This is a genomic window from Stenotrophomonas sp. Marseille-Q5258 (assembly GCF_946900935.1).
In the GTDB taxonomy this organism is placed as follows: Bacteria; Pseudomonadota; Gammaproteobacteria; order Xanthomonadales; family Xanthomonadaceae; genus Stenotrophomonas; species Stenotrophomonas nematodicola.
The window spans coordinates 14,790-35,469 of sequence record NZ_CAMPPN010000035.1; the positions used below are offsets into that span (position 1 = coordinate 14,790).

General features: G+C 66.6%; 16 protein-coding genes. 3 read left to right on the plus strand and 13 right to left on the minus strand.

The genetic code is table 11. The annotated features are described in order from the left end of the window. Positions 1-9: 9 nt before the first annotated feature. From OC534_RS17655 to OC534_RS17700, 10 genes are all read right to left on the minus strand, one after another. A complete protein-coding gene (locus OC534_RS17655) occupies positions 10-906 on the minus strand; it encodes an endonuclease/exonuclease/phosphatase family protein (RefSeq protein ID WP_262072291.1) in 897 nt (298 codons plus the stop codon). Then, positions 906-4,082, minus strand: a complete 3,177-nt coding sequence (locus tag OC534_RS17660; RefSeq protein WP_262072292.1) for a discoidin domain-containing protein — start codon at positions 4,080-4,082, stop codon at positions 906-908. Before OC534_RS17660 ends, OC534_RS17655 begins: the two co-directional genes overlap by 1 nt. Beyond that, positions 4,079-4,915, minus strand: a complete 837-nt coding sequence (locus tag OC534_RS17665; protein WP_017357393.1) for a carbohydrate ABC transporter permease — start codon at positions 4,913-4,915, stop codon at positions 4,079-4,081. Before OC534_RS17665 ends, OC534_RS17660 begins: the two co-directional genes overlap by 4 nt. Further along, positions 4,912-5,793, minus strand: coding sequence for a sugar ABC transporter permease (locus OC534_RS17670; RefSeq protein ID WP_262072294.1), 882 nt, complete (start codon positions 5,791-5,793; stop codon positions 4,912-4,914). Before OC534_RS17670 ends, OC534_RS17665 begins: the two co-directional genes overlap by 4 nt. After that, on the minus strand, positions 5,790-7,058 hold the full coding sequence (locus OC534_RS17675; RefSeq protein ID WP_166473694.1) for a sugar ABC transporter substrate-binding protein: 1,269 nt from the start codon (positions 7,056-7,058) through the stop codon (positions 5,790-5,792). The genes OC534_RS17670 and OC534_RS17675 overlap by 4 nt, the downstream gene beginning before the upstream one ends. Positions 7,059-7,091: 33 nt before the next feature. Then, the gene (locus OC534_RS17680) at positions 7,092-8,696 is read right to left on the minus strand and encodes a glucoamylase family protein (protein ID WP_017357396.1); all 1,605 of its coding nucleotides are present in this window, start codon (positions 8,694-8,696) and stop codon (positions 7,092-7,094) included. A 253-nt stretch (positions 8,697-8,949) separates the two neighbouring features. Continuing rightward, positions 8,950-12,009 carry a TonB-dependent receptor gene (locus OC534_RS17685; RefSeq protein ID WP_017357397.1) on the minus strand — a complete coding sequence of 1,020 codons (3,060 nt, stop codon included), beginning with the start codon at positions 12,007-12,009 and terminating at the stop codon, positions 8,950-8,952. Between the two features lie 84 nt (positions 12,010-12,093). Continuing rightward, a complete protein-coding gene (locus OC534_RS17690; RefSeq protein WP_017357398.1) occupies positions 12,094-13,131 on the minus strand; it encodes a LacI family DNA-binding transcriptional regulator in 1,038 nt (345 codons plus the stop codon). A 148-nt stretch (positions 13,132-13,279) separates the two neighbouring features. Beyond that, positions 13,280-13,558, minus strand: coding sequence for a BolA family protein (locus OC534_RS17695; protein ID WP_262072295.1), 279 nt, complete (start codon positions 13,556-13,558; stop codon positions 13,280-13,282). After that, complete coding sequence (locus OC534_RS17700) at positions 13,555-13,854, minus strand: YciI family protein (RefSeq protein ID WP_017357400.1); 300 nt, start codon at positions 13,852-13,854, stop codon at positions 13,555-13,557. Before OC534_RS17700 ends, OC534_RS17695 begins: the two co-directional genes overlap by 4 nt. Positions 13,855-14,198: 344 nt before the next feature. Between OC534_RS17700 and OC534_RS17705 the strand changes: the two genes are divergently transcribed. The 3 genes from OC534_RS17705 to OC534_RS17715 are packed head-to-tail and all read left to right on the plus strand — an operon-like array spanning position 14,199 to position 17,955. Next, the gene (locus OC534_RS17705; protein WP_017357401.1) at positions 14,199-15,104 is read left to right on the plus strand and encodes a ScpA family protein; all 906 of its coding nucleotides are present in this window, start codon (positions 14,199-14,201) and stop codon (positions 15,102-15,104) included. Positions 15,105-15,119: 15 nt separating this feature from the next. Beyond that, positions 15,120-16,187 (plus strand): SMC-Scp complex subunit ScpB, encoded by a 1,068-nt coding sequence (gene scpB, locus OC534_RS17710; protein WP_136003304.1) that lies wholly within the window; start codon positions 15,120-15,122, stop codon positions 16,185-16,187. Further along, positions 16,180-17,955, plus strand: a complete 1,776-nt coding sequence (locus tag OC534_RS17715; RefSeq protein ID WP_136003301.1) for a pseudouridine synthase — start codon at positions 16,180-16,182, stop codon at positions 17,953-17,955. The genes scpB and OC534_RS17715 overlap by 8 nt, the downstream gene beginning before the upstream one ends. Before the next feature lie 76 nt (positions 17,956-18,031). Here the strand turns inward: OC534_RS17715 and OC534_RS17720 are convergent, their stop codons facing one another. From OC534_RS17720 to OC534_RS17730, 3 genes are all read right to left on the minus strand, one after another. Continuing rightward, complete coding sequence (locus tag OC534_RS17720; protein WP_136003298.1) at positions 18,032-18,466, minus strand: hypothetical protein; 435 nt, start codon at positions 18,464-18,466, stop codon at positions 18,032-18,034. A gap of 163 nt (positions 18,467-18,629) precedes the next feature. Next, positions 18,630-19,451, minus strand: a complete 822-nt coding sequence (locus tag OC534_RS17725; RefSeq protein ID WP_262072296.1) for an amidohydrolase — start codon at positions 19,449-19,451, stop codon at positions 18,630-18,632. Continuing rightward, on the minus strand, positions 19,451-20,599 hold the full coding sequence (locus OC534_RS17730) for a pyridoxal phosphate-dependent aminotransferase (RefSeq protein ID WP_153165358.1): 1,149 nt from the start codon (positions 20,597-20,599) through the stop codon (positions 19,451-19,453). The genes OC534_RS17725 and OC534_RS17730 overlap by 1 nt, the downstream gene beginning before the upstream one ends. Positions 20,600-20,680: the final 81 nt, after the last annotated feature.

A 20,680-nucleotide genomic window follows, 5' to 3' on the forward strand; every position in this document is an offset into this window, starting at 1 on the left:
GGCCGTCGATCAGGGAGCGGTGGCCGCCGGAGCCGCCGCGCGGGGCGCGAACTGCAGGCGCGTCCACACGCCGTAGTGGTCCGATGCCCAGCGGCCGTCCGCGTAGGGCTGATCGAACAGCAGCCGGGCTTCGCGCGCGATCAGCCGATCCTGCTGGAAGAAGATGTGGTCGATCCGCGAGGGCGCCTGGTAGTAGTGCCGGTTGAGCGTGCTGACCGCCGCGAGATCATTGACGTGCACGCTGCCGTAGCTGTCGCCGTAGTGGTTGCGCAGCGCGCTCAGATCGCCCGCATCGACCAGCGCGTTGAAATCCCCGGCGATCACCACCGGCGCGTCGTCCGACGTGGCGGCGATGAAGGCCAGCAGATCGGCCACCTGTTCGCCACGGATGCGGCTGCCGCTGTCATCGGAGCGCTCGTTGAGATGGGTGGCGTACACGTTCACCGGCTGGCCATCGACCGCGATCCGCAGGTGCGCCACCGTGCGGTAGTCGGTAAGCGGGGCGAGCAGATGGTCGTTGCGCGCCAGCACGGGGCGCGCGGTCAACAGTGCGTTGCCGTAGCGTTTGGAGGCACCTGGCGGGTCGGTGGAGACGAACTGGTAGTCGTACCCAAGTCTGCGTGCCAGCCACTGCGCCTGGTTGCGCACCTTCGGCTTCTGGATCACTTCCTGCAGCGCGATCGCATCCGGACGCAGTGCCTTGAGCTCGCGCAGGATCACCTCACGGCGCGCCGGCCAGTCCTCGCGGTCATGGTGCAGGTTGAACGTCACCATTGTCATGCCCGACGACGGCGCTTGTGCAGGCTCCGCTGCGGCGGCCGCTTCAGCCAGTGCCAGCAACGCCAGCAGACACACAGCGAGGCAACGGCTGCCGCGGCGTCCCCATCGGTTCAACAGGTGCGTCATTACGGTGCCTTGCGTTCTGCCCGGCGTACCGCCGCCGGAATGTCGATCTGGACGGTGGCCGGCAGCTGCATCACCCGCAGTTCCTTGCCTTCCCACTGGGCCGGTTCGCCGTTGATGGTGGTCCCGCCGGGTTCACCGCTGTACGGCCACGGCAGCACCACGCCACCGGGCGGGGCCACCAGGCCGGCCGACACGGTGAGGGTCAGCTGCTTCTCGCTGCGGCTCAGTGCGTAGTTCAACTGGCCGTTGGGCGTGCGCAACCCCTGTACGGCGATGCCCTTGCCTTCCAGCCAGCGCACCGGCACGCCGGCCGCCAGCACCAGGCTGTCGTCGAGATCGCGGTTGTAGGCGAACATGTCCAGCGCCGAGCGGACGAAGTCCGAGGCAACCCAGGCATGCGGCAGGTCGCCGACAAAGAACGGTTTGCGCGGGGTGTGCGACACCACTTCGGCCCACTGGTTCCAGGCCTGCGGGGCGCGATCATTGAAGAAGAACCCGGTGGCCTGCCAGGCGCGGTCGCGCCAGCCCAGGCGTACGAACGCGGCGACATTGCGCCACTCGTACGGGGTGTAGTCCTTCCATTCCCGCTTGCCGTCGCGCCGTTCCACGAACTGGGTCCAGTAGCGCTCGAACGTGTTGTCCAGGTACGGCTGCGGCAGACGCCCCTGCTCACCGCCCGGTGCCAGCGCGATGGTGGTGGAGGTGGCGTCGAAGTCACCCAGTTCGGCCGAGCCAGGCAGGTAGTCGATCTTGTGCAGCGCGACCGCGGCCTGCAGCGAGGCCTGCAGATCGTCACGGAACTGATCGCGCGATTCGCTCATCTGCAGCGCTTCGACCTTGCCCAGCGCCGTGGCGATGATCGCCGCATCCTTGTAGCCGCGCAGCGCCCAGAAGTTGTCCCAGTACGAATGCATCGGCTTGGCCGAATAGCCTTCGTGGCTGATCGAGGCCGGCATCATCCCGTAGAACGCCGGATTGCGTGCCCGGTTCTCTTCGGTGCGCTCGCTCAGGCGCAGCTGTTCCATGTAGTTGAACGCGCCCTGCACGTGCGGCCACATCTGCTCCAGGAAGGCGGTGTCGCCGGTGTAGCGCCAGTACTCGGCAATGTTGAAGATCAGCTCACCGTGGCTGTCGTTCTCCGGCACCGGGTCGCTGCCGCGCGCATCCACGCAGCACGGCACCTTGCCGTTGTCGAACTGGTACGGCGCATACCAGCTCACGTAATCGCGCACCGCGTCATTGCGGCCCATGCGCAGCAGACCCTCGGAAATCATCGCGCCGTCGCGGATCCAGCTGCGCGAGTACGAACGCGTGCCCGGCTGCAGGCTCGGGCCGATGCGCGAGATCAGCATGTGCGCCAGCGCGGTACGCAGCGTATCCACCAGCGGCTTGCCGGCGTCGGGTACCTGCAGCTTCACCTGGTCCAGCCGGGTGCGCCACATCGAGGCCACCTGCTGCTGGGCCTTGGCGGCGTCGAACCCCTTGGGCATGGCCCAGGTACCGGTCTGCGGGAGGACCAAGGCCACCTCGCGGGTTTCGCCGGGTGCCAGCTTAAAGCGGTACAGCAGCGCGCCGGAGGCCAGCCCGGTGCTGTCCTTGACCTCGCGGGTCTCCGGAAGTTTGCCGCTGGCCAGGTGCATCACCTCCAGCTTGCTGTCGAAGGCGGTGGCGAAGGCCGCATCGGCCGGCTGCACGGCATGGATGCGCGGGGTACCGTTGACGTCGACATGGGTCGGGTCCACCGCGAGTGCGTCGATCCGGCTGAAGCCGCCCACGGTGTTGAGGAACTGGGTCGGCGGATTGACCTGCCACGGCCGCACGGCCAGCGCCAACGTGTACTCGTGGGCCACCTTGTCCGGGTTGCGCAGGGTGTAGCGGCCGATCAACTGCGCGTTGTCCGGCCGCCCCTGCACGAAACCGGTCACCTGCAGCGCGGCCTTGTCGTGGGCCCAGTCCACGCTGGCGATCGGCAGATAGCCGTCCTGCAGCGATTGCCGGCTCTTCACGTCCGCCCAGGTGAGCAGCTTGTTGTCCACCAGCACGAACGGTTCAACGCTGAAGCTGGACTTCGCCACCTCCAGCGCGCCATCTTCGCCGATCAGCGCCTGCTCGCGGCCGCCGTCCAGCCCCAGCAGGGTCCAGTAGGGCTGCTCGCCGCTGAAGCCGCGCGGCACCGAGCCACGCGGCAGATCCGAACCGACCGACTGGATGAAGTCATTGGGGGTGTCGGCGAAATCCAGCGGCTTCAACCCGATGTCGCGGATGCCGTAGCGCCAGCTCGGGCCCCCCTTGAGGTCGAAGCGCAGGTAACGCGCTTCGGTTTCCGGCAGCGCCAGCCAGTCGCGGCCGCCGCCACCGGCGGTGACCTCGCGCAGCGTCTTCCAGCTGCGTCCGTCCTGCGAGGAGCGCACGGTGTAGCGCGTGGCCTCCAGCCCCGGCAACCACTGGATCACCGCGCCACCGAACTCGCGGACCTTGTGCAGGTCCAGGCTGATGGTCTGTTCGGCGACCCCGCCACTGATCCAGACCGTGTCCGGCTTGCCATCGACGATGCGGTTCTGCAGCGCGGTGGCGGTGTCGGCAATCACCGACGGCGTCAACGCACTGGTGTCTTCCGGTGGCAGGGCCTGCAGGGTGAGGCGGTCGAAGCACACCGTGCCCTTGCCGCCGACCTTGCTGTAGAGGGTGAACTCCACGGCGGCGCTGCGGGTCAGCGTCTTCTCGGTACCCGGCCCCCAGGCCTTGTCGATGTGGCGCTTGCGGTACTGCACGCCGGTCCACGCCTTGGGAAAGACAAAACCGGGGCGGTTGACCCACCACACGTTGTCCCCGCTGGCATCGATCAGCTTGAACTGCAGGTCGTTGGACGGCGAATCGCCGCGCAGCTGGAAACCGACCTGATAGTTGCCCGGCCACTCCACGGCCAGCTCGCGGCGGATGCCGACATACCCGGAGACGTCATGGAAGTCGTAGTCCAGGCACAGCGCGCGCCCGCCGCCGAGGCCGGCGACGCTGCGCAGCGAGCCGCTGACCTGGTCGGACAGCACCAGCTTCCACGGCGACATGTCGTCGAAGCCGTCCAGCACCCGGGGTGCAGCCGGCGTCGCCGGCGGTGCGGCCGCGGCCGCCAGTGACCAGACCAGACCCAGACCCACCGCGACGACGACTCGCTTCACCCTTTGACACTCCCCAGCAGCAGACCTTGGATGTAGTAGCGCTGCAGCACCAGGAACAGTGCCAGCACCGGAACCACCGTGACCACCGCACCGGCCATCATCATTTCAACGTCCATGATGTGTTCGCGCGAGAGTGTGGCCAGGGCGACCGGCAGAGTGTAATGCTCCTGGTCGGTCAGCACGATCAACGGCCACATGAAGTCGTTCCACGAGCCCATGAAGGTGAAGATCGAAAGAGTCACGAGCACCGGCTTGAGCATCGGCAGCACGATCTGGAAGAAGATCCGCAGCTCCCCTGCCCCGTCGATGCGCGCCGCTTCCAGCAGTTCGTCCGGGATCGACCGGGCGTACTGACGGACCAGGAAGATGCCGAACACGGTGGCCAGCGCCGGCACGATCACCCCGCCGAAGTTGTTGACCAGGCCCAGCTGCTTCATCAGCAGGAACAGCGGCAGCATCGCCACCTGCGCCGGGATGACCAGCGCTGCCAGCAGCAGCTGGAAGATGCGCTCGCGGCCGACGAAGCGCAGCTTGGCGAAGGCATAGCCGGCCATTGTGTTGAGCAGCAGCGAGCCCAACGTGATCGCCAGCGACACCAGCAGGCTGTTGACGAAGTTGTTGCCCATGCCGGTCCGCGCGAACAGCTCGTGGTAGTTCGCGGTGGTCACCGAGGACGGCAGCAGCGGCGGCGGGAAGTGCGCCGCCTCGCCGGTCGGCATGAACGACACCGACAGCATCCACAGCAGCGGCGCCAGGCTGACCAGCGCCAGCACGGTCAGGCCACCGTTGACCCACCATGCATGCCAGCGCGATTGACCGATTTCACGACTCATACCAACTGCCTCTTGCGGCCGAAACGCAGCATCAACGTGGTCACCGCCAGGATGATCAGGAACAGCAGGAACGCCACCGCGGAGGCGCGTCCCAGGTTCCACCATTTGAAGCCCTCTTCAAACATGAAATACAACACACTCACGGTGCTCTGCAGTGGGTCGCCGCGGGTCATGACGTACGGTTCGGCAAACAGCTGGAAATAGCCGGACACGGTGATCACCCCGACCACCAGCAGCACCGGGCCGAGCATTGGCAGGGTGATGTGCAGGAACTGCTTCCAGCGCGAGGCACCGTCGATGCGCGCGGCTTCGTACAGATCGTGCGGAATCGCCTGCAGGCCGGCCAGGAAGATCACCATGTTGTAGCCGAAGTTCTTCCATACGGCGAACAGCATGATGGTCGGCATCGCCCAGTTGGGATCGCCAAGCCAGTCGATCGGGCTGATCCCCAGGTGCCCCAGGCCATAGTTCACCAGGCCGTAGCTGGTGTGGAACAGGTAGCGCCAGATCACCGCCACCGCCACCAGGGTGGTGACCACCGGGGCAAACAGCGCCGTACGGAACAGCGCCTTGAAACGGGCCGCCGGCGCGTTGAGCAGCATGGCCGCGCCCAGCGATACGCCGATGGACAGCGGCACACCCACGATCACGAAGTAGGTGGTGTTCCACAGCGACTTCCAGAACATCGGGGTCTGCAGCAGATCGATGTAGTTGGCCAACCCGACGAACCGCAGGTTGGCGCTGTCCGACAGCGAATACAGGTCGAAGTCGGTGATGCTCAGCGCCAGCGCCGACAACACCGGCAGGCCGAAGAACACGCCGATCACCAGGATGGCCGGGCCGGCGAACATCCAGCCGGCAAGCGAACGCTGCTTCATGGGCGGGCCTCCTGCTGCTTCTGCTCTTCAATCCAGCGTCGTTTGGCGAGGATCTTGTCCACGCGGTTGTCCAGTTCGGTCACGGCCGCATCCTGATTGAGTCCACCACGCACCACCTGCTCGGTGGTGATGCGCATTTCCTGCGCGATCCGCTCCCACTCCAGCACCTTCGGGGTCGGCTTGACCCGCTCGAGCTGATCGCGGAACGGCTGTGCCAGCGGATCGTTGGCCAGCGAGGGGTATGCCCAGGCGCTGCGACGCGGCGGAAGATCGCCGATGATGGAATGGAAACGCTGCTGGATCTGCGGGCGCGACAGGAACTCGATCAGCTTCCAGGACGCCTCCTTCTGCTGCGAGGAGCGGAAAATCACCAGGCTGGTGCCGCCGGCGATGCCGGCGCCCGGACCGTCCGGGCCCGGCAGTGCGGCGGTGCCCCACTGGCCTTCCAGCGCCGCCGGCTGCAGCTTCTTGAACTCACGGATGTTCCAGGGGCCCGAGACGTAGAACACATTGAACCCGCGGAAGAACTCGTCCCAGACATTGGAGATCTGGGTTTCGGACATGCGCGGCGCCCAGCCCTGGGCGAACATGTTCTCGTAGAAGGCCAGCGTGCGGCGGAAGCCGGGGCTGCGGAAGTTGCCACGGGTATCGTTGTCGCGCAGCAGCGGGTCCGGCTGCTGCAGGGCCAGCGACAACTGCTGCTCGAATTCGTTGATCGGCATCAGCACGGCGTAGCGGTTGGCGCCCTGCATCGTCTTGATGGCCGCCATCATCGCGTTCCATTCGGCCCACGTCCGCGGCGGATGATCGAAACCGGCCTTGGCCAGCAGGTCCTTGCGGTAGTACAGCAGGCGGGTATCGACATACCACGGCACGCCCACCAGTTCGTCGTGGATGACGTTGGTATCCCAGATGCCCTGGAAATAGTCGGTCGGGTCCACCACCGTGGACTTCGCCACATACGGCTGCAGCGGGGTCAGCGTGTTGAGTTCGGCGAACTCGGGAATCCAGGTGTTGCCGAGCTGGCACACGTCCGGCAGCCCATCGGCGGCGAAGGCGGTCAGCAGCTTCTCATGCGCCGCTGTCCACGGAATATTCTGCACATCGACATGGATGCCCGGGTTCTCCGCCTCGAATTCGCGGATCAGGCCGGTCACGACCTCGGCCTCGCGGCCCATCGCCCAGAAACGCACGGTGACGCCTTCCGGCTCTTTCCGGCAGGCACTCAACAACAGGCTGCCGACCAGCAGCAGCAACAGACTCAGACCCAGCGTGGGGCGCGACGACAATGGCACTGCTTACTTCCCTTGAGGCTGGTTGCGGTTGGTGTTGTTCTTCTGTTCCTGCGCCGCGGCCGCGCGCGATTCGGCGATGCCGACCGATCGTGCCGACGCTGCTTTCTCATCCTTCTGCAGCGTCGTCGGCGCCGTCTCGCCTTCCGGGGTCAGCCAGCCGCCACTGAAACCGGCGCGCTCCAGCCCCTTGCGGATATGCGGGTTCTTCTTCATCACGTCCCAGACGAAATCGTTCCGGTAATTGGCGATCATGGTCAGGATCGGCCCCTGGTCGATGCCGATGTAGTCGCTGGCAACCCAGCCACGGTCCGGCACCAGGCGCCCGGTCTTGATCGGGATGTCGTAGTTGAAGCTGGGATTGAACGAGTCCAGGAAGCCGTAGCTGGAATAGATGTAGTCGCCGTAGCGCTTGTGCATCTCTTCGGTGGCCGGGATCACCTCTTCCGGCGCGAACACGATCGAGGCGATCGCCGCGGTCGGCGCGATGGTGCCGTCGTCGAAGTTCTCGCGCAGGCCGGCGCCGCGCGAGGAGTAGTGCCGGAACTGGCGCTGCTCGCCGCGATACTCCTGCGTGGTGTTCTGCGGGCCATCGCTGGCAGTCAGGCCCCACACGTTCTCGCCGTAGTCCTTCCAGTTCATCGGGTTGGCGATGGCGTACTCGCGCTGGGCCAGCGCGGCCGACCGGCTGTTGAGGAAGTAGGTGCTGCCCCGCTCGCGCATGTAGGCGTCCTGGATGTCGCGGAAATCCACCCATACGTGCGTGTACTGGTGACCGAACAGCGGGCCGAAGGACAGGTATTCCTGGCCCTGGTAGACGCCCCAGTCGTTGTCGTAGGTGCGCGTCCACACCGTCCATGCGTCAGGACTGACCGGATGGGTCGGCGAACCGAGCGCGAGGATGTAGACCATCATCGCCTCGTTGTAGCCCATCCAGTCGTGGTCGATGAAGCCGCTCTCCGGGAACCAGCCCATCGAGATCAGCGGCGCACGCTGCTGCAGCCAGGGCCAGTCCACGCGCTTGTACAGGGTATCGGCGATCTCGCGGATCTCTTTCTCTCGCGGGTCATCGCCACTGTAGTAGGACTGCGCGAACAGCACGCCCATCATCAGCAGCGCGGTGTCCACGCTGGACAGCTCGACCCAGCTGTCGTACCGGCGGCCCTGCTGCATGTCCAGGAAGTGGTAGTAGAAGCCCTTGTAACCGCCCTTGCCGGTGCGCTGCGGCCCCATCGGCAGGTCGCGGAAGAACTTCAGCGTCAGCAGGGTGCGGTCCACCGCCTGAGTGCGGCTGACCCAGCCATTCTCGATGCCGATCGGATAGGCGGTCAGCGCGTACCCCACCGAGGCGATGCTGGCGAATGGGCGCGACGGGAAGCGATCCGGGCTGAGTCCGTTGACTTCGTTGGTGGTGTCCCAGAAAAACTGGAAGGTGCGGCGCTCGATGTCGTCGAACAGCGGCGGCAGTTCGGGCTTCATCGGACGCGGCGGCGCATCGGCCTCCACCAGAATGACCGGAGGCTTGGGCTTGGCCGGTTGTTCCGGCGCCTTCTGGCAGCCGACGATCGCTGCGGACAGCAAAGTCAGCGTCACCACCCGACGTGCATTCATCGACCACCACCTTTTCGCATGTTCGTGCTGGAGAGCATAGCCTCAACCAGATTGAAATCGTTTACAGACCCGACGCAAAAAAAATCCGCGTGTCGAGGGCGGATCCAGTCTGTCCGGGCAACGCGGGCTACCTGCTGCACACGCGCTTGTCCATCGCCGATGGGCAAGCGCCTGTGCAGTCCGCCGGTCGGCCAGGGGCCGGCCGGCGGTGCTGCCCCGGCATCGCCTGCGAAGGCGATGCCGGGTGATGCGATCAGAAGCGGAAGCCGACTTCCGCCTTGACCTGACGCGGCGTACCAATGATTTCGCCGGTCTCGTTGTAGCTGGCCTCCAGCTTGCCGTTGGTCTTGACGTAGTTGTAGGTGGAGAAGTTGTCGAAGTTGAACACGTTGATGATGTCCAGGCGAGCGTACAGCTCGGTATCGCCCGCCATCTTGAACGTCTTCGTCGCCTGCAGATCGACCGAACGGTAGCCGAAGATCTTGCCACCCAGCAGGAACTTGCCATTGGCGTTGGGCACAGCCGCCTGCGGCGTCGGCAGGTTGTAGCCGCTGGCCTGCGGCACCGGGTACCAGTCGTTGACGGCGGTCGGGGTCGCCAGGGTGATCTTGCCACCGAAGGTGATGCCCCAGAAGCCGGCGTACGAACCGGTGACCACCAGGCGGTGGCGCGGCGCGCCGTTCGAGCGGATGGTCGGGTACTCGCTGATCAGGCCGCGGTCGAACGCGTACTTCTCATTGATGTCGCGGTTGTGGCGCGCGGTGGTCCAGGTGTAGGCGACCGAGGTGCCCCAGCCGCTTTCCTTGGTGAACGGCTTCTGCGCCGACAGCAGGACCTGGGTCGCACGGGTCTTGATGCCCTGCTGGCCGATGATCAGGCTGCCGAAGCCCGGCACGTTGCAGCTCCAGGCCTGGCTCAGGCCCGGGTCGGAACCGCCGCACAGGCGCGGGTCATCGAAGAACTGGCCGGTCGGGTAGCGGTTGCCCAGGGTGAAGGCGAAGCCGTCGTAGCTCAGCGTGCGGGCGATCGTGGCGTCGGTCAGCCACTCACCGATCTGATTGCTCATGCCCAGGCTGAACTGATCCGAGTACGGAGCCTTCAGATTGTTGTTCAGCAGATCCACTTCCAGACCGGCATTGCTGGTGGCACCCACGAGGTTCTGCAGGTTGCCGATGCCGTTGAGCAGGGCCGGGTTCCAGTCATAGCAGGCGGCCTGGCCGTTGATGCAGGTGCCGGTGGCCGGGTTGCGGAAGTAGATGGTCGGCTGCGGCAGCGCCAGCTTGGTGGTTTCCAGCTGCAGGTTGTCGAACAGGTCTCGATCGTACGAACGGCCGGCACCACCGTGGATCACGTGCTGCTCGTCGGCGTTGATGTCATACGAGAAGCCCAGGCGCGGCTGCCAGGCATCCTTGAATGCCTTGCGGTTCTTGCCGGTGCTGATGTAGTCGCTGATGTCCAGACCGCCCAGCGCCAGCGAATCGGCGTAGGTCTGGCCGGCGGGGGCGCGCGGATCCTGCGAGTAGATCGCGTCGACCACCTGCTGCGGGGTCACGAAGTCCAGGTAGGACGGGGTCTTCTCGTAGTCCCAGCGCAGGCCGAGGTTGAGCTGCAGGTGGTCATTGACCTGCCAGTCGTCCTGGATGAACAGGCCGATCTGCTTGGACTTCGAACGCACTTCGCCGGACACGCCCGACACGCCGGTTACCGGCTTGACGAACTGCGCCTTGTACGGAATGGAAGACGGGAAGTCCGGATCGCCCAGGCTGTAGGTGAAGGTCGGATTGATCTGCGCGGCATCGGATGCGTACAGGTCGATCTGCTTGTACTTCGCACCCATCTTGATGGTGTGGTCGCCCATCCACTGGATCCCGTCCAGGGTCAGGTTGTCTTCGATCGACCAGCCCTTCTGGCCCTTCACCTGAGAATCCAGCGCCGATGCGCCACCGATCTTCACCACGGTGCGGTCTTCGGTGCCGTCCGGTGCGGTGTAGGTGATGCCGTTGGCCAGGGTCAGCGGGGTCGGGTTGTTGAACGAATCTTCATGGGTGACCATCATTTCGTTGTAGTAACGCTCGCCGCTGTGATTCCAGCGCAGGGCGTAACGACGGTCGGTGTTGACCACTTCACGGCCGGCTTCCGGCGAGGTCTGGCCGCTGAACTGCGACTGGGTTTCATCGCGGTCCTGGAAGGTCAGCTCGATGCGATCGTTGTCGGTCGGCTCGAAGTCGATCTTGGCGAAGATCAGGTCCTGCTGGAACGGCTGGCTGGCCGGGCCGAGGCCGGCGGCGCCATCGGGCGGCAGCAGGCCGGCAGCACCGGTGACCGCGCCATCCGGCGCGATGGTGACCGGCAGGTCGAAGCGCTTGGCTTCATAGGTCACAAAGAAGTGGGCCTTGTCCTGGATGATCGGGCCGCCCAGGGCGAAACCGTATTCCTTCTCGGCCGACACCATCTTGTCGTTGCCGCCCTGGCGCTCGGCCGGGGTCTTGGCGCGCATGTCCTCATCGGTGTAACGGTAGAAGGTTTCACCCTTGAACTCGTTGGTACCGGACTTGGTCGCCGCGGTCACGGCCGCGCTGGAGACCTGGCCGTACTCGGCCTTGTAGTTGCCGCTGATGACCTTGTATTCACCGATCGCCAGCTGCGGGAACGGGTTGCCGGCGCTGCCGGACTGGCCGGCGACGCCGCCGCCCTTGACGTAGCTCTTCTGGCCCACGCCATCGATGTACACGTTGGTACCGTCGGAGTTGGTGGCACCGCCGCGCAGCGAGGTGTTGCCCTTGGCGTCGCGGGTGAAGATCAGGCCCGGGACCGCGTCGGCGAATTCCAGGAAGTTGCGCGACACCTGCGGGGTGGTCTGGATCTGCTGCAGGCTGACGGTCTTGCCCACTTCGGAGGTACGCACTTCCTGCAGCAGGGTCGGCGCAACCACGTTGACCGTGTCCAGGTTGGTGGCATTGGCGGTGCTGCCGTTGGCCGGCGCGCCGCTGAAGTTCAGCGTCGCGGTCGAGGCCACGGTCACGGTCACTTTCTGGGTCTGGCCGTTGGCCACAACATCATAGGTACCCGGGTCCAGGCCCATCAGCGAGTAGCTGCCATCGGCACGGATGGTGCCGCGGCGCACGGTACCGGTGGCGACGTTGGTCGCGATGACTTCGGTGCCGGCCTCGGCCTGTGCAACCTGGCCACGCAGCGAGGCGTTGGCCGACTGCGCCATCAGGTCCGGCGCAGCGCCCAGCATCAGACAGCTGACCAGTGCGGTGGTCAGCAGGCGACGGGCCGGCGCACGATTGCGGTGATTGGAATACGTCATGTAACTCTCCGGGTGGTGGTGGCCGTCATTGCGGCCCCTGTATTGTTTTTTTGAAGTGGATGTACGCCCGGCCTCGCGGCCGGATTACTGCTCGGATCTGGACCTGCTCGAATCACGCACGATCAGGGTCGGCACCAGCGTCTGCTTGTCGCCGGCCCCTTCCGTGTTGTTGCCATCCATCAACTGCAACAGGCGCGTCGCGGCTCTATCGCCGAGGTCGGCGATACTCACCTGCATCGTCGTCAACGACGGGTGAACGAAACGTGCCAGCGGAATGTCATCGAAACCCGCCAGTGCGACATCGAGCGGAACACGGATGCCCGCCTGCGCGAAGGCGTACAGACACCCCAGCGCCATCATGTCGTTGGCGGCAAACACCGCATCGGGCAGCGTGCCGGCTGCCAGCAACTCCTGTCCGGCGCGATGGCCGGAAGCTTCGTCAAAGTCACCGGGCAACTCGATCCCGTCGGCAGCATCGCCGAATGCGGCCAGCGCATCGCGGAAACCGCGCAGGCGCTCACGGGCGTCGTAGTTGAGATCCGGACCGGAAATGAATGCGATACGGCGATGGCCGACCTCCAGCAGGTGGCGGGTCATGGCCATCGCACCGGCATGGTCATCGATGCTCAGCACCGGATGATCCTGCTCGGGCAGATAGGTATTGATCAGCACCGTCGGCAGGGACTGCGGCAGGTTGTCCGTCAGGAAGCCCGGGCTTTCGGCGTACGGTGACAGCACCAGCAGGCCATCCACCCGGCCGCGCATGGCGCGCAGCGCGGCCCCCTGCTGCTCCTGGTCGCCGTGGTAGCTGGACACCAGCAGGTGCTGGCGGCGCGCACGGGCCACGTTGTCGATGCCGCGCATCAGCTCGGAGAAGAACTCGCCGTACAGGTCGGGCAGCACCACACCGATGGTGTTGGTGCGCCGGCTGCTCAGGCTGCGGGCCGCCGCGTGCGGGGTGTAGCGCAGGCGCGCAGCCACCTCCAGCACCAGCTTGCGCACGGGCTCGGCGACATTTTCATGACCGTTCAGGGCACGCGAGACCGTGGCCACGGAGACCCGGGCTTCGCGAGCGACATCTTTGATTGTGATGGCTGCCTTGTTCACCTCGCCGCCCTCCACGGCTTAGAGATCTGGGCTTGGCGCGGAATGTAAGCGTTTTCAATCCTGAATGTAAACACTACGTTAGCCTCATGTCTCACGGCGGTAACGGAACGCTGTCCACGGCGGGTCCTTCCAGGACTCGCCAGGACAAGACGGGACAAGGGTTTCAGCGGTTTTCGGTCGGACTGCGGGCGTCGATGGACAGCGCGTGGATATCGGTCTCCATCATGGTCCCGATGGCCGCATAGACGGCCCGGTGGCGCGCCAGCGGCGCCATTCCCGCAAACGCCGTGCTCACCACGTGCACCGTGAAGTGGCCACGGCCGTCGCGCGCGCCGGGGTGGCCGGCATGGCGGTGGCTGTCGTCCTCCACCACCAGCTGCTCCGGGGCGAAGGCCTGCTGCAGGGCCGCACGGATGCGCTCGACGCGCTCGGCGTTGCTCATGGCAGCACCTTGCGGAACGGGCGCACCTGGACCCGCTCGTACACCCCGGCCGCCACGTACGGGTCGGCATCGGCCCAGGCGCGGGCCTGTTCCAGCGACTCGAATGCGGCGATCACTACGCTGCCGCTGAAGCCGGCCGGGCCGGGATCTTCGCTGTCGATGGCCGGGCATGGGCCAGCCAGCAGCAGACGCCCTTCGTCCTGCAGGGCCTGCAGACGCGCCAGATGGGCCGGCCGCGCCGACTGGCGGGCAGGCAGTACGGCCGCGCCGTCATAGCCTTCAATCACATACCACACAGGAAACTCCCGAGACTCATATAAACAAACGGGACGATTCTAGCCCGGCTCGCTGGACACTGCCGGTGCAAAGCCGTACTCTTGTGTCCATTGCACGTGGCTGGATGCAGCGGCCCGTCGACCCCCGGCTCTCCCGGCCCCGTGTCGACCGACCCACTGCCCCACACCAGCGCACGTAGACGACCTCCCCGTAGTTCTGTCGCTGCCCATCGCGGCGCGCCTTGCTGTTTGAAGTGTGGAATCGCGCCGACAGCGGCGTGCCTTGGCCTGCCACCCTGCCACCTGGTTCTCCAGTGGCCGGCACGGTGCGGCGACCGGTCCGTTGCAATACTGACGTCAATTTGATGACTTCCGAACTCGCGCTCGACGCGAACCCGCAAATCCGGCCGACCGCCCCACAGCAGCAGGAAATGCCGCTGGCCGTGGTGCATGGGCAACCGGTCCTGCAGATTCCGCAGGACCTGTACATCCCGCCGGACGCGCTGGAAGTGATCCTGGACGCCTTCGAGGGTCCGCTGGACCTGCTGCTGTACCTGATCCGCCGGCAGAACCTGGACATCCTCGACATCCCGGTGGCCGAGATCACCCGCCAGTACGTCGAGTACATCAACGTCATGCAGGAGCTGCGCTTCGAACTGGCGGCCGAGTACTTGGTGATGGCGGCGATCCTGGCCGAAGTGAAGTCGCGGATGCTGCTGCCGCGGCCGCCCAGCGTGGAAGGCGACGAAGCCGACCCGCGTGCGGAACTGGTGCGCCGACTGCAGGAGTACGAACGTTTCAAGCAGGCCGCCGAGGACATCGACGCCCTGCCCCGGCAGGATCGCGACACCAGCCTGGCGCATGCCTTCGTTCCCGACCGCGCGGCCGTCAAGCTGCCGCCGCCGGTGGACCTGAAGGAAATGCTGATGGCGCTGCACGACGTGCTCAAGCGCGCCGAGCTGTTCACCGGCCATGCGATCAAGCGCGAGGCGCTGAGCGTGCGGCAACGGATGGGCGACGTGCTGGGTCGTCTTGAAGATGGCCGGTTCTACCGGTTTGAATCGCTGTTCACTGCCGAAGAAGGCAAGCTGGGGGTGCTGGTGACCTTCCTGGCCCTGCTGGAACTGGCCAAGGAGCAGCTGCTGGACATTGTCCAGGAAGCTCCGCTGGCGCCGATCTACGTCAAGTCCCTGGCCGCCGGCAATACCAACGAACCGCTGCAGTTCAACAGCGAGTTCGACGACAACGACGCCGCCAACGAATCCGACTGAGCACCCGACCCACGCATGGATCAACCGCTGATCAACCGTATTGTCGAAGGCGCGCTGCTGGCATCCAGCCAGCCGCTGACGCTGGCGCAGTTGCAGGGCCTGTTCCCCGAAGAGGAACCGGCGCCCCCGGGCAGCATCGAGCGCGCGCTGGAACTGCTGCGCGAGGGCTGCAGCGGGCGTGGCGTGGAGCTGGTCGAGGTCGCCTCGGGCTTCCGCTTCCAGATCACCAACGAGGTCCACGGCTACATCACCCGGCTGTGGACCGAACGCAAGACCCGTTACACCCGCGCCACCCTGGAAACGCTGGCGCTGATCGCCTATCGCCAGCCGATCACCCGCGGCGAGATCGAGCAGGTGCGCGGCGTGGCGGTCAGCAGCAACATCATCCAGGCACTGGAAGAACGCGAATGGATCCGCGTGATCGGACACCGCGACGTCCCCGGACGGCCGGCGCTGTTCGGCACCACCAAGGGCTTCCTGGACTACTTCGGGCTCAAGCGCCTGGATGAACTGCCGCCGCTGTCCGAACTGCGCGACCTGGGCGAGCTGGAACCGCAGCTGCCGCTGGACAGCGACGGCCAGCCGGCCGCTCGCCTGGCCGCCGGCGCCGCCAGCCCGGACCCCGACGGGGACAGCGACGCCGCCAATGACGACGGCATCCCGTCGCCGGCCACGGGTGAGGACACGGTGGAACCGGACGCCGACCAGCACGCCGACGAGGCCCCACCCCCGGCATCCGATCCGGCACAGGACCTCGACCCGGCCGCCGCCCGGGCCGCCGCGCGCGCTGCGCTGGCTGCCGCCCGACTGGCGGATCGGCCCGCAGATCAGGACAATAGCGAGGCGTCCGCCGATGCGGAAGCCGGTACCACCTCATCCCATGCGCCGTTGCCGCTCCGCGACGACGACGCTGATACGACCGCCAGCGATGGCGAACCCGTTACCGCGCCGGGAGAGCGCGCGGCGCACCAGAACGAAACCGAAGACAACGCCGTCGCGACGACGACCGTGGCTGTTGACGAAGCCGATCCCGAACCAGAGGCCGACGAAACCGTCGCCGGCCGGAGCCAAGTAAATGAGTGACACCCCCCGCAAGCTGTCGTTGAACAAGCTTTCGCTCAAGCGCGAATCCGACACCGATCAGCCCAAGCTCGAAGAGCGCCTGCACAAGGTGCTGGCGCAGGCCGGTCTCGGTTCTCGCCGCGCGCTGGAACAGCGCATTGCCGATGGCCTGGTCAAGGTCAACGGCGAAGTCGCCCAGACCGGTCAGTCGATCAAGAGCGGCGACAAGGTCGAACTGGATGGCCGTGGCTTCGTCGCCACCGCGCTGACCGAGACCTCGCGCGTGCTGGCGTACAACAAGCCGGAAGGCGAAGTGACCACCCGCGAAGACCCCGAAGGTCGTCCCACCGTGTTCGAAGCGCTGCCGGCCCTGAAGGGCGCGCGCTGGATCGCGATCGGTCGCCTGGACATCAACACCACCGGCCTGCTGCTGGCGACCACCGATGGTGAGCTCGCCAACGCGATGATGCACCCCTCCTACGAGGTGGAGCGCGAGTACGTCGTGCGCGTGCGTGCACCGGAAGGCGAGGAAAAGGTGCCTGACAGCATCGTCGACCGCCTCGCCCGCGGCGTGGCGCTGGAAGACGGCCCAGCCAAGTTCGACGAGATCGAACGCATCGGCGGCACCGACTCGCACGACTGGTTCCGCGTGGTCGTCAAGGAAGGCCGCAACCGCGAAGTGCGCCGCCTGTGGGAGTCGCAGGGCTGCCAGGTCAGCCGCCTCAAGCGCACCCGGTACGGCAAGGTCAGCCTGCCGCGCGAACTGCTGCGCGGCCAGTCGGTTGAACTGCCGGCCAAGCAGGTCGAAGCGCTGCGCGCCGAACTGAAGCTGGAAGAAGGCGCGCCGTCGGCGCTGACCCTGCAGCCGGTGATCGGCCAGCGCCGCGCCGCCAAGACCACCGTGCGCGTGTCGCGCGAAGGTGGCCGCGGCAACGCCTACGTCAACGGCCACAACCAGGCCGATGAAGGCCGCGAGCTGCGTCGTTTCGACAACGTGCGCGAAGAGCGCGGCCGGGGTCGCGGCGGCAAGGGCGGCGGCTTCAAGGGCGGCCTCACGGTCAGCGGCGAAGCGGCAGCCAAGCAGTCGCAGCGTCCGTTCAAGCAGCGTCCGGACAAGGGCAACCGCGCCCTGCCGGAAGGCAACCCGGCTGCATTCCGCAGCTGGTACGTGCCGGACGGTGTCAGCACCGGTCCGAGCAACCATCGCAATGCCGGTCCGGGCGCTGCCCGTGGTCCGGGGGCGCGCGGCCCGGGTGCCGGCGCAGGTGCCGGTGGCCAGGGGCGTCCCTACGGCAAGCCGAAGGGTCCGGGCGGCGCAGGCGGCCAAGGGCGCGGCGGCTTCGGCGGTGAAGGCCGTGGCGAAGGCCGTGGCGGATACGGCGGTGAAGGCCGTGGCGGCTTCGGCGGCCAGGGCCGTCCGGCCGGCGGCGGCAACCGCGGTGGTCAGGGCGGTCAGGGCGCGTCGCGCCACCCGTACGGCCATCCGGGCAATGCGCCCAGCTTCCCGTCCGACCACGCCAATCCGGGCGCCAGCCCGTACGGCAGCGCACGTCCGGCCGGCAATCGCGGTCCGGGTGGTCCGGGTGGCAACCGTGGTCCGGGCGGTCCCGGCGCACGTGGTCCCGGCGGTCCCGGCGGCAATCGCGGTCCGGGCGGCAACCGTGGCCCGGGTGGCCCCGGCGGTCGTGGCCCCGGCGGCCCGGGCGGTCGTCCGGGCGGCGCACGCCCCGGCGGCAGCCGCGGTCCCGGCGGCGGTGGTCACCGTGGTGGCGGCCCGCGCGGCGGCTGATCGCTGAACCGCAGAACACAAAAAACCCCGGCGTGAGCCGGGGTTTTTCGTTTGGCAGGTCGCTCCCGGGCTGCTGTCAGCGCCGCTCGATGGTGAAACGGCCCACACCCACGCCCAGATCCCAGCCCTTGCCCGTGCCGGCCAGCGCCAGCGAGACGTCGCCCTTGGTCATCACCTGCGCATTTCCGGATTTCTCCGCGCCAGCATGCGCTTCAACCGACGCGTAGGAGCCGAGCAGATCGTTGACCGCGTACGCGCCGGAGAACTTGCCCTTGCCATCCACGATCCTGGACTTGCCCACCGTCAGCCCACCGCCCTTGGCGGTGATCTTGACCGGGATGCGCGCGCCGTTGTCGCAGGTGATGGTGCCGGTGCCCGACGCGGTCTTGTACAGCACAGACCAGCCCGCCAGGTTGTAGTGCAGCTTGCAGTCGATGTTGCCGGCGGCCTGTGCGGCGGGAACCGCGCCCAGGCTTGCCAGTGCAGTCAGTGCCAGGGAAAGCGTCTTCATTGCAGTGCACTCATGCGGAAAGGAACGGCCCAGAATCTAGCAGCGCGCGCATCGCGCCGGCATGTGGCCGCCTACGCGCATGCGGCCACCGTTCAGTAGCGCCGGCCGCTGGCCGGCTGCATCGGTTCGGCATGGCGTACGCGGCGCCGGCCAGCGGCCGGCATTACGCGCGGGTGTGGAGGTCAAAGCTGTCCGCGTCCAGCATCGCCGGAAAACGCGCGCGGTGCGCGGCCAGCGCCGCCGCCGAGATGGTGGTGGTGACTACCTGCTCGCGTTCGCGGATCTCCACCTGCGGCTGGCCGAGGCAATCGATCACCGCGCTGTCGCCGGCGTAGTGCAGGTCGTTGCCGTCGATGCCGACCCGGTTGACCGCGGCCACGTAGCACAGGTTCTCGATCGCACGGGCACGCAGCAGTGTGCGCCACGGGTAGGCACGCGCGGAGGGCCAGTTGGCGACGAAGATCTGCAGGTCGAAATCCAGGTCGTTGGCACGCTCCACGTTGTAGCGGTTGCGGCAGAACACCGGGAAGCGCAGGTCGTAGCAGACCTGCGGATTGATCCGCCAGCCCTTCCAGTCCACGCTCAGACGCGCGTTGCCGGCGGCATAGCGCAGGTGCTCGCCGCCGTAACGGAACAAATGACGCTTGTCGTAGTACTGCAGGTCACCATCCGGCGTGGCCCACAGCAATCGATTGAACACGCCCTCCCCCACCCGCAGCTGCACGCTGCCGGTGACCGCCGCGCCCAGCCGCGCCGCCTGCTCGCGAAGCCAGGCCACGGTCGGGCCGTCCATGTTCTCGGCCTTGTCGATGGCGTCGTTGGAGAAACCACTGGTGAAGGTCTCCGGCAGGATCACCAGATCACTCTGCCCGGCCAGCGGTGCCAGCAGCGCACCGTAGTGCGCCCGGTTGCCGGACGGATCATGCCAGCGGGTGTCGCCCTGGACGAGGCTGATGCGCAGATCGGGGCGTTCGGCGGCGGTCATCACAGCCCCTGCAGACGTGCGATCGCCGCGTCCAGCGTGGCGTCGTTCTTGGCAAAGCACAGCCGCACCAGGCGCTGGCCTCGCGGCGCGGTCTCGTAGAACGGCGACAGCGGAATGGCGGCCACGCCCTTCTCGATGGTCAGCCACTTCACGAACTCGTGGTCAGGCAGATCGCTGATCGCCGAATAGTCGACCAGCTGGAAGTAACCGCCCGGCACCGGCAGCGGGGTCAGGCGGGTGGTCAGCAGCTGTTCGCGGAAGCGGTCGCGCTTGGCCTGGTAGAACGCGCCCAGTTCCAGGTGGTGTTCGGGCTCGTCACGGATCATCGCAGCGAAGCCGTACTGCGCCGGGCCGAAGCTGGTGAACGTGTTGTACTGGTGGACCTTGCGGAACTCGGCGCTCATCGCCGGCGGGGCGATGGCGTAGCCGATCTTCCAGCCGGTGCAGTGATAGGTCTTGCCGAAGCTGGAAATCACGAACGCGCGCTCGCGCAGCTCGGGGTAGCGCAGCGCCGATTCATGGCGGCGGCCGTCGTAGATGATGTGTTCGTACACCTCATCGGAGATCAGGTAGATGCCGGTGCCGCGCAGGACGTCGGCCAGCGCCTGCATGTCCCCGGCAGTCAGCATCGCACCGGATGGATTGTGCGGGGTATTGACCATCAGCAGGCGGGTCCGCGGGGTGATCGCCGCACGCACGCGATCCCAGTCCACCGCGAAGCTCTGCGGGTCCAGCGGCACGTGTACGGCCACCGCGCCGGCCAGCGCGATGGCCGGCTCGTAGCAGTCGTACGCCGGGTCCAGCACGATCACTTCCTCACCCGGGCGCACCACGGCGTGGATGGCGTTGAAGATCGCTTCGGTGGCGCCACTGGTCACGGTGATCTCGGTATCCGCATCGACCTGCGCGCCGTACAGCTCCAGCGACTTCTGCGCGATGGCCTGGCGCAGCGGTGCCACGCCGGTCATCGGCGGATACTGGTTCAGCCCGCCGTGCATGGCCTTGACCGTTTCATCGATCAGGCGCTGCGGCGCGGAGAAGTCCGGAAACCCCTGCCCAAGGTTCACGGCACCGTGCTCGGCGGCCAGCTGGGACATCACGGTGAAGATGGTGGTGCCCACCTTGGGCAGCTTGGTCTGGGGTTGCATCGGCAAAGAATGAAGAGGAAAGGGGGAAAGGCCAGTGTACGCAAAACGTCCGCGGCCATGATGGCCCGCCCTCCCTCCACC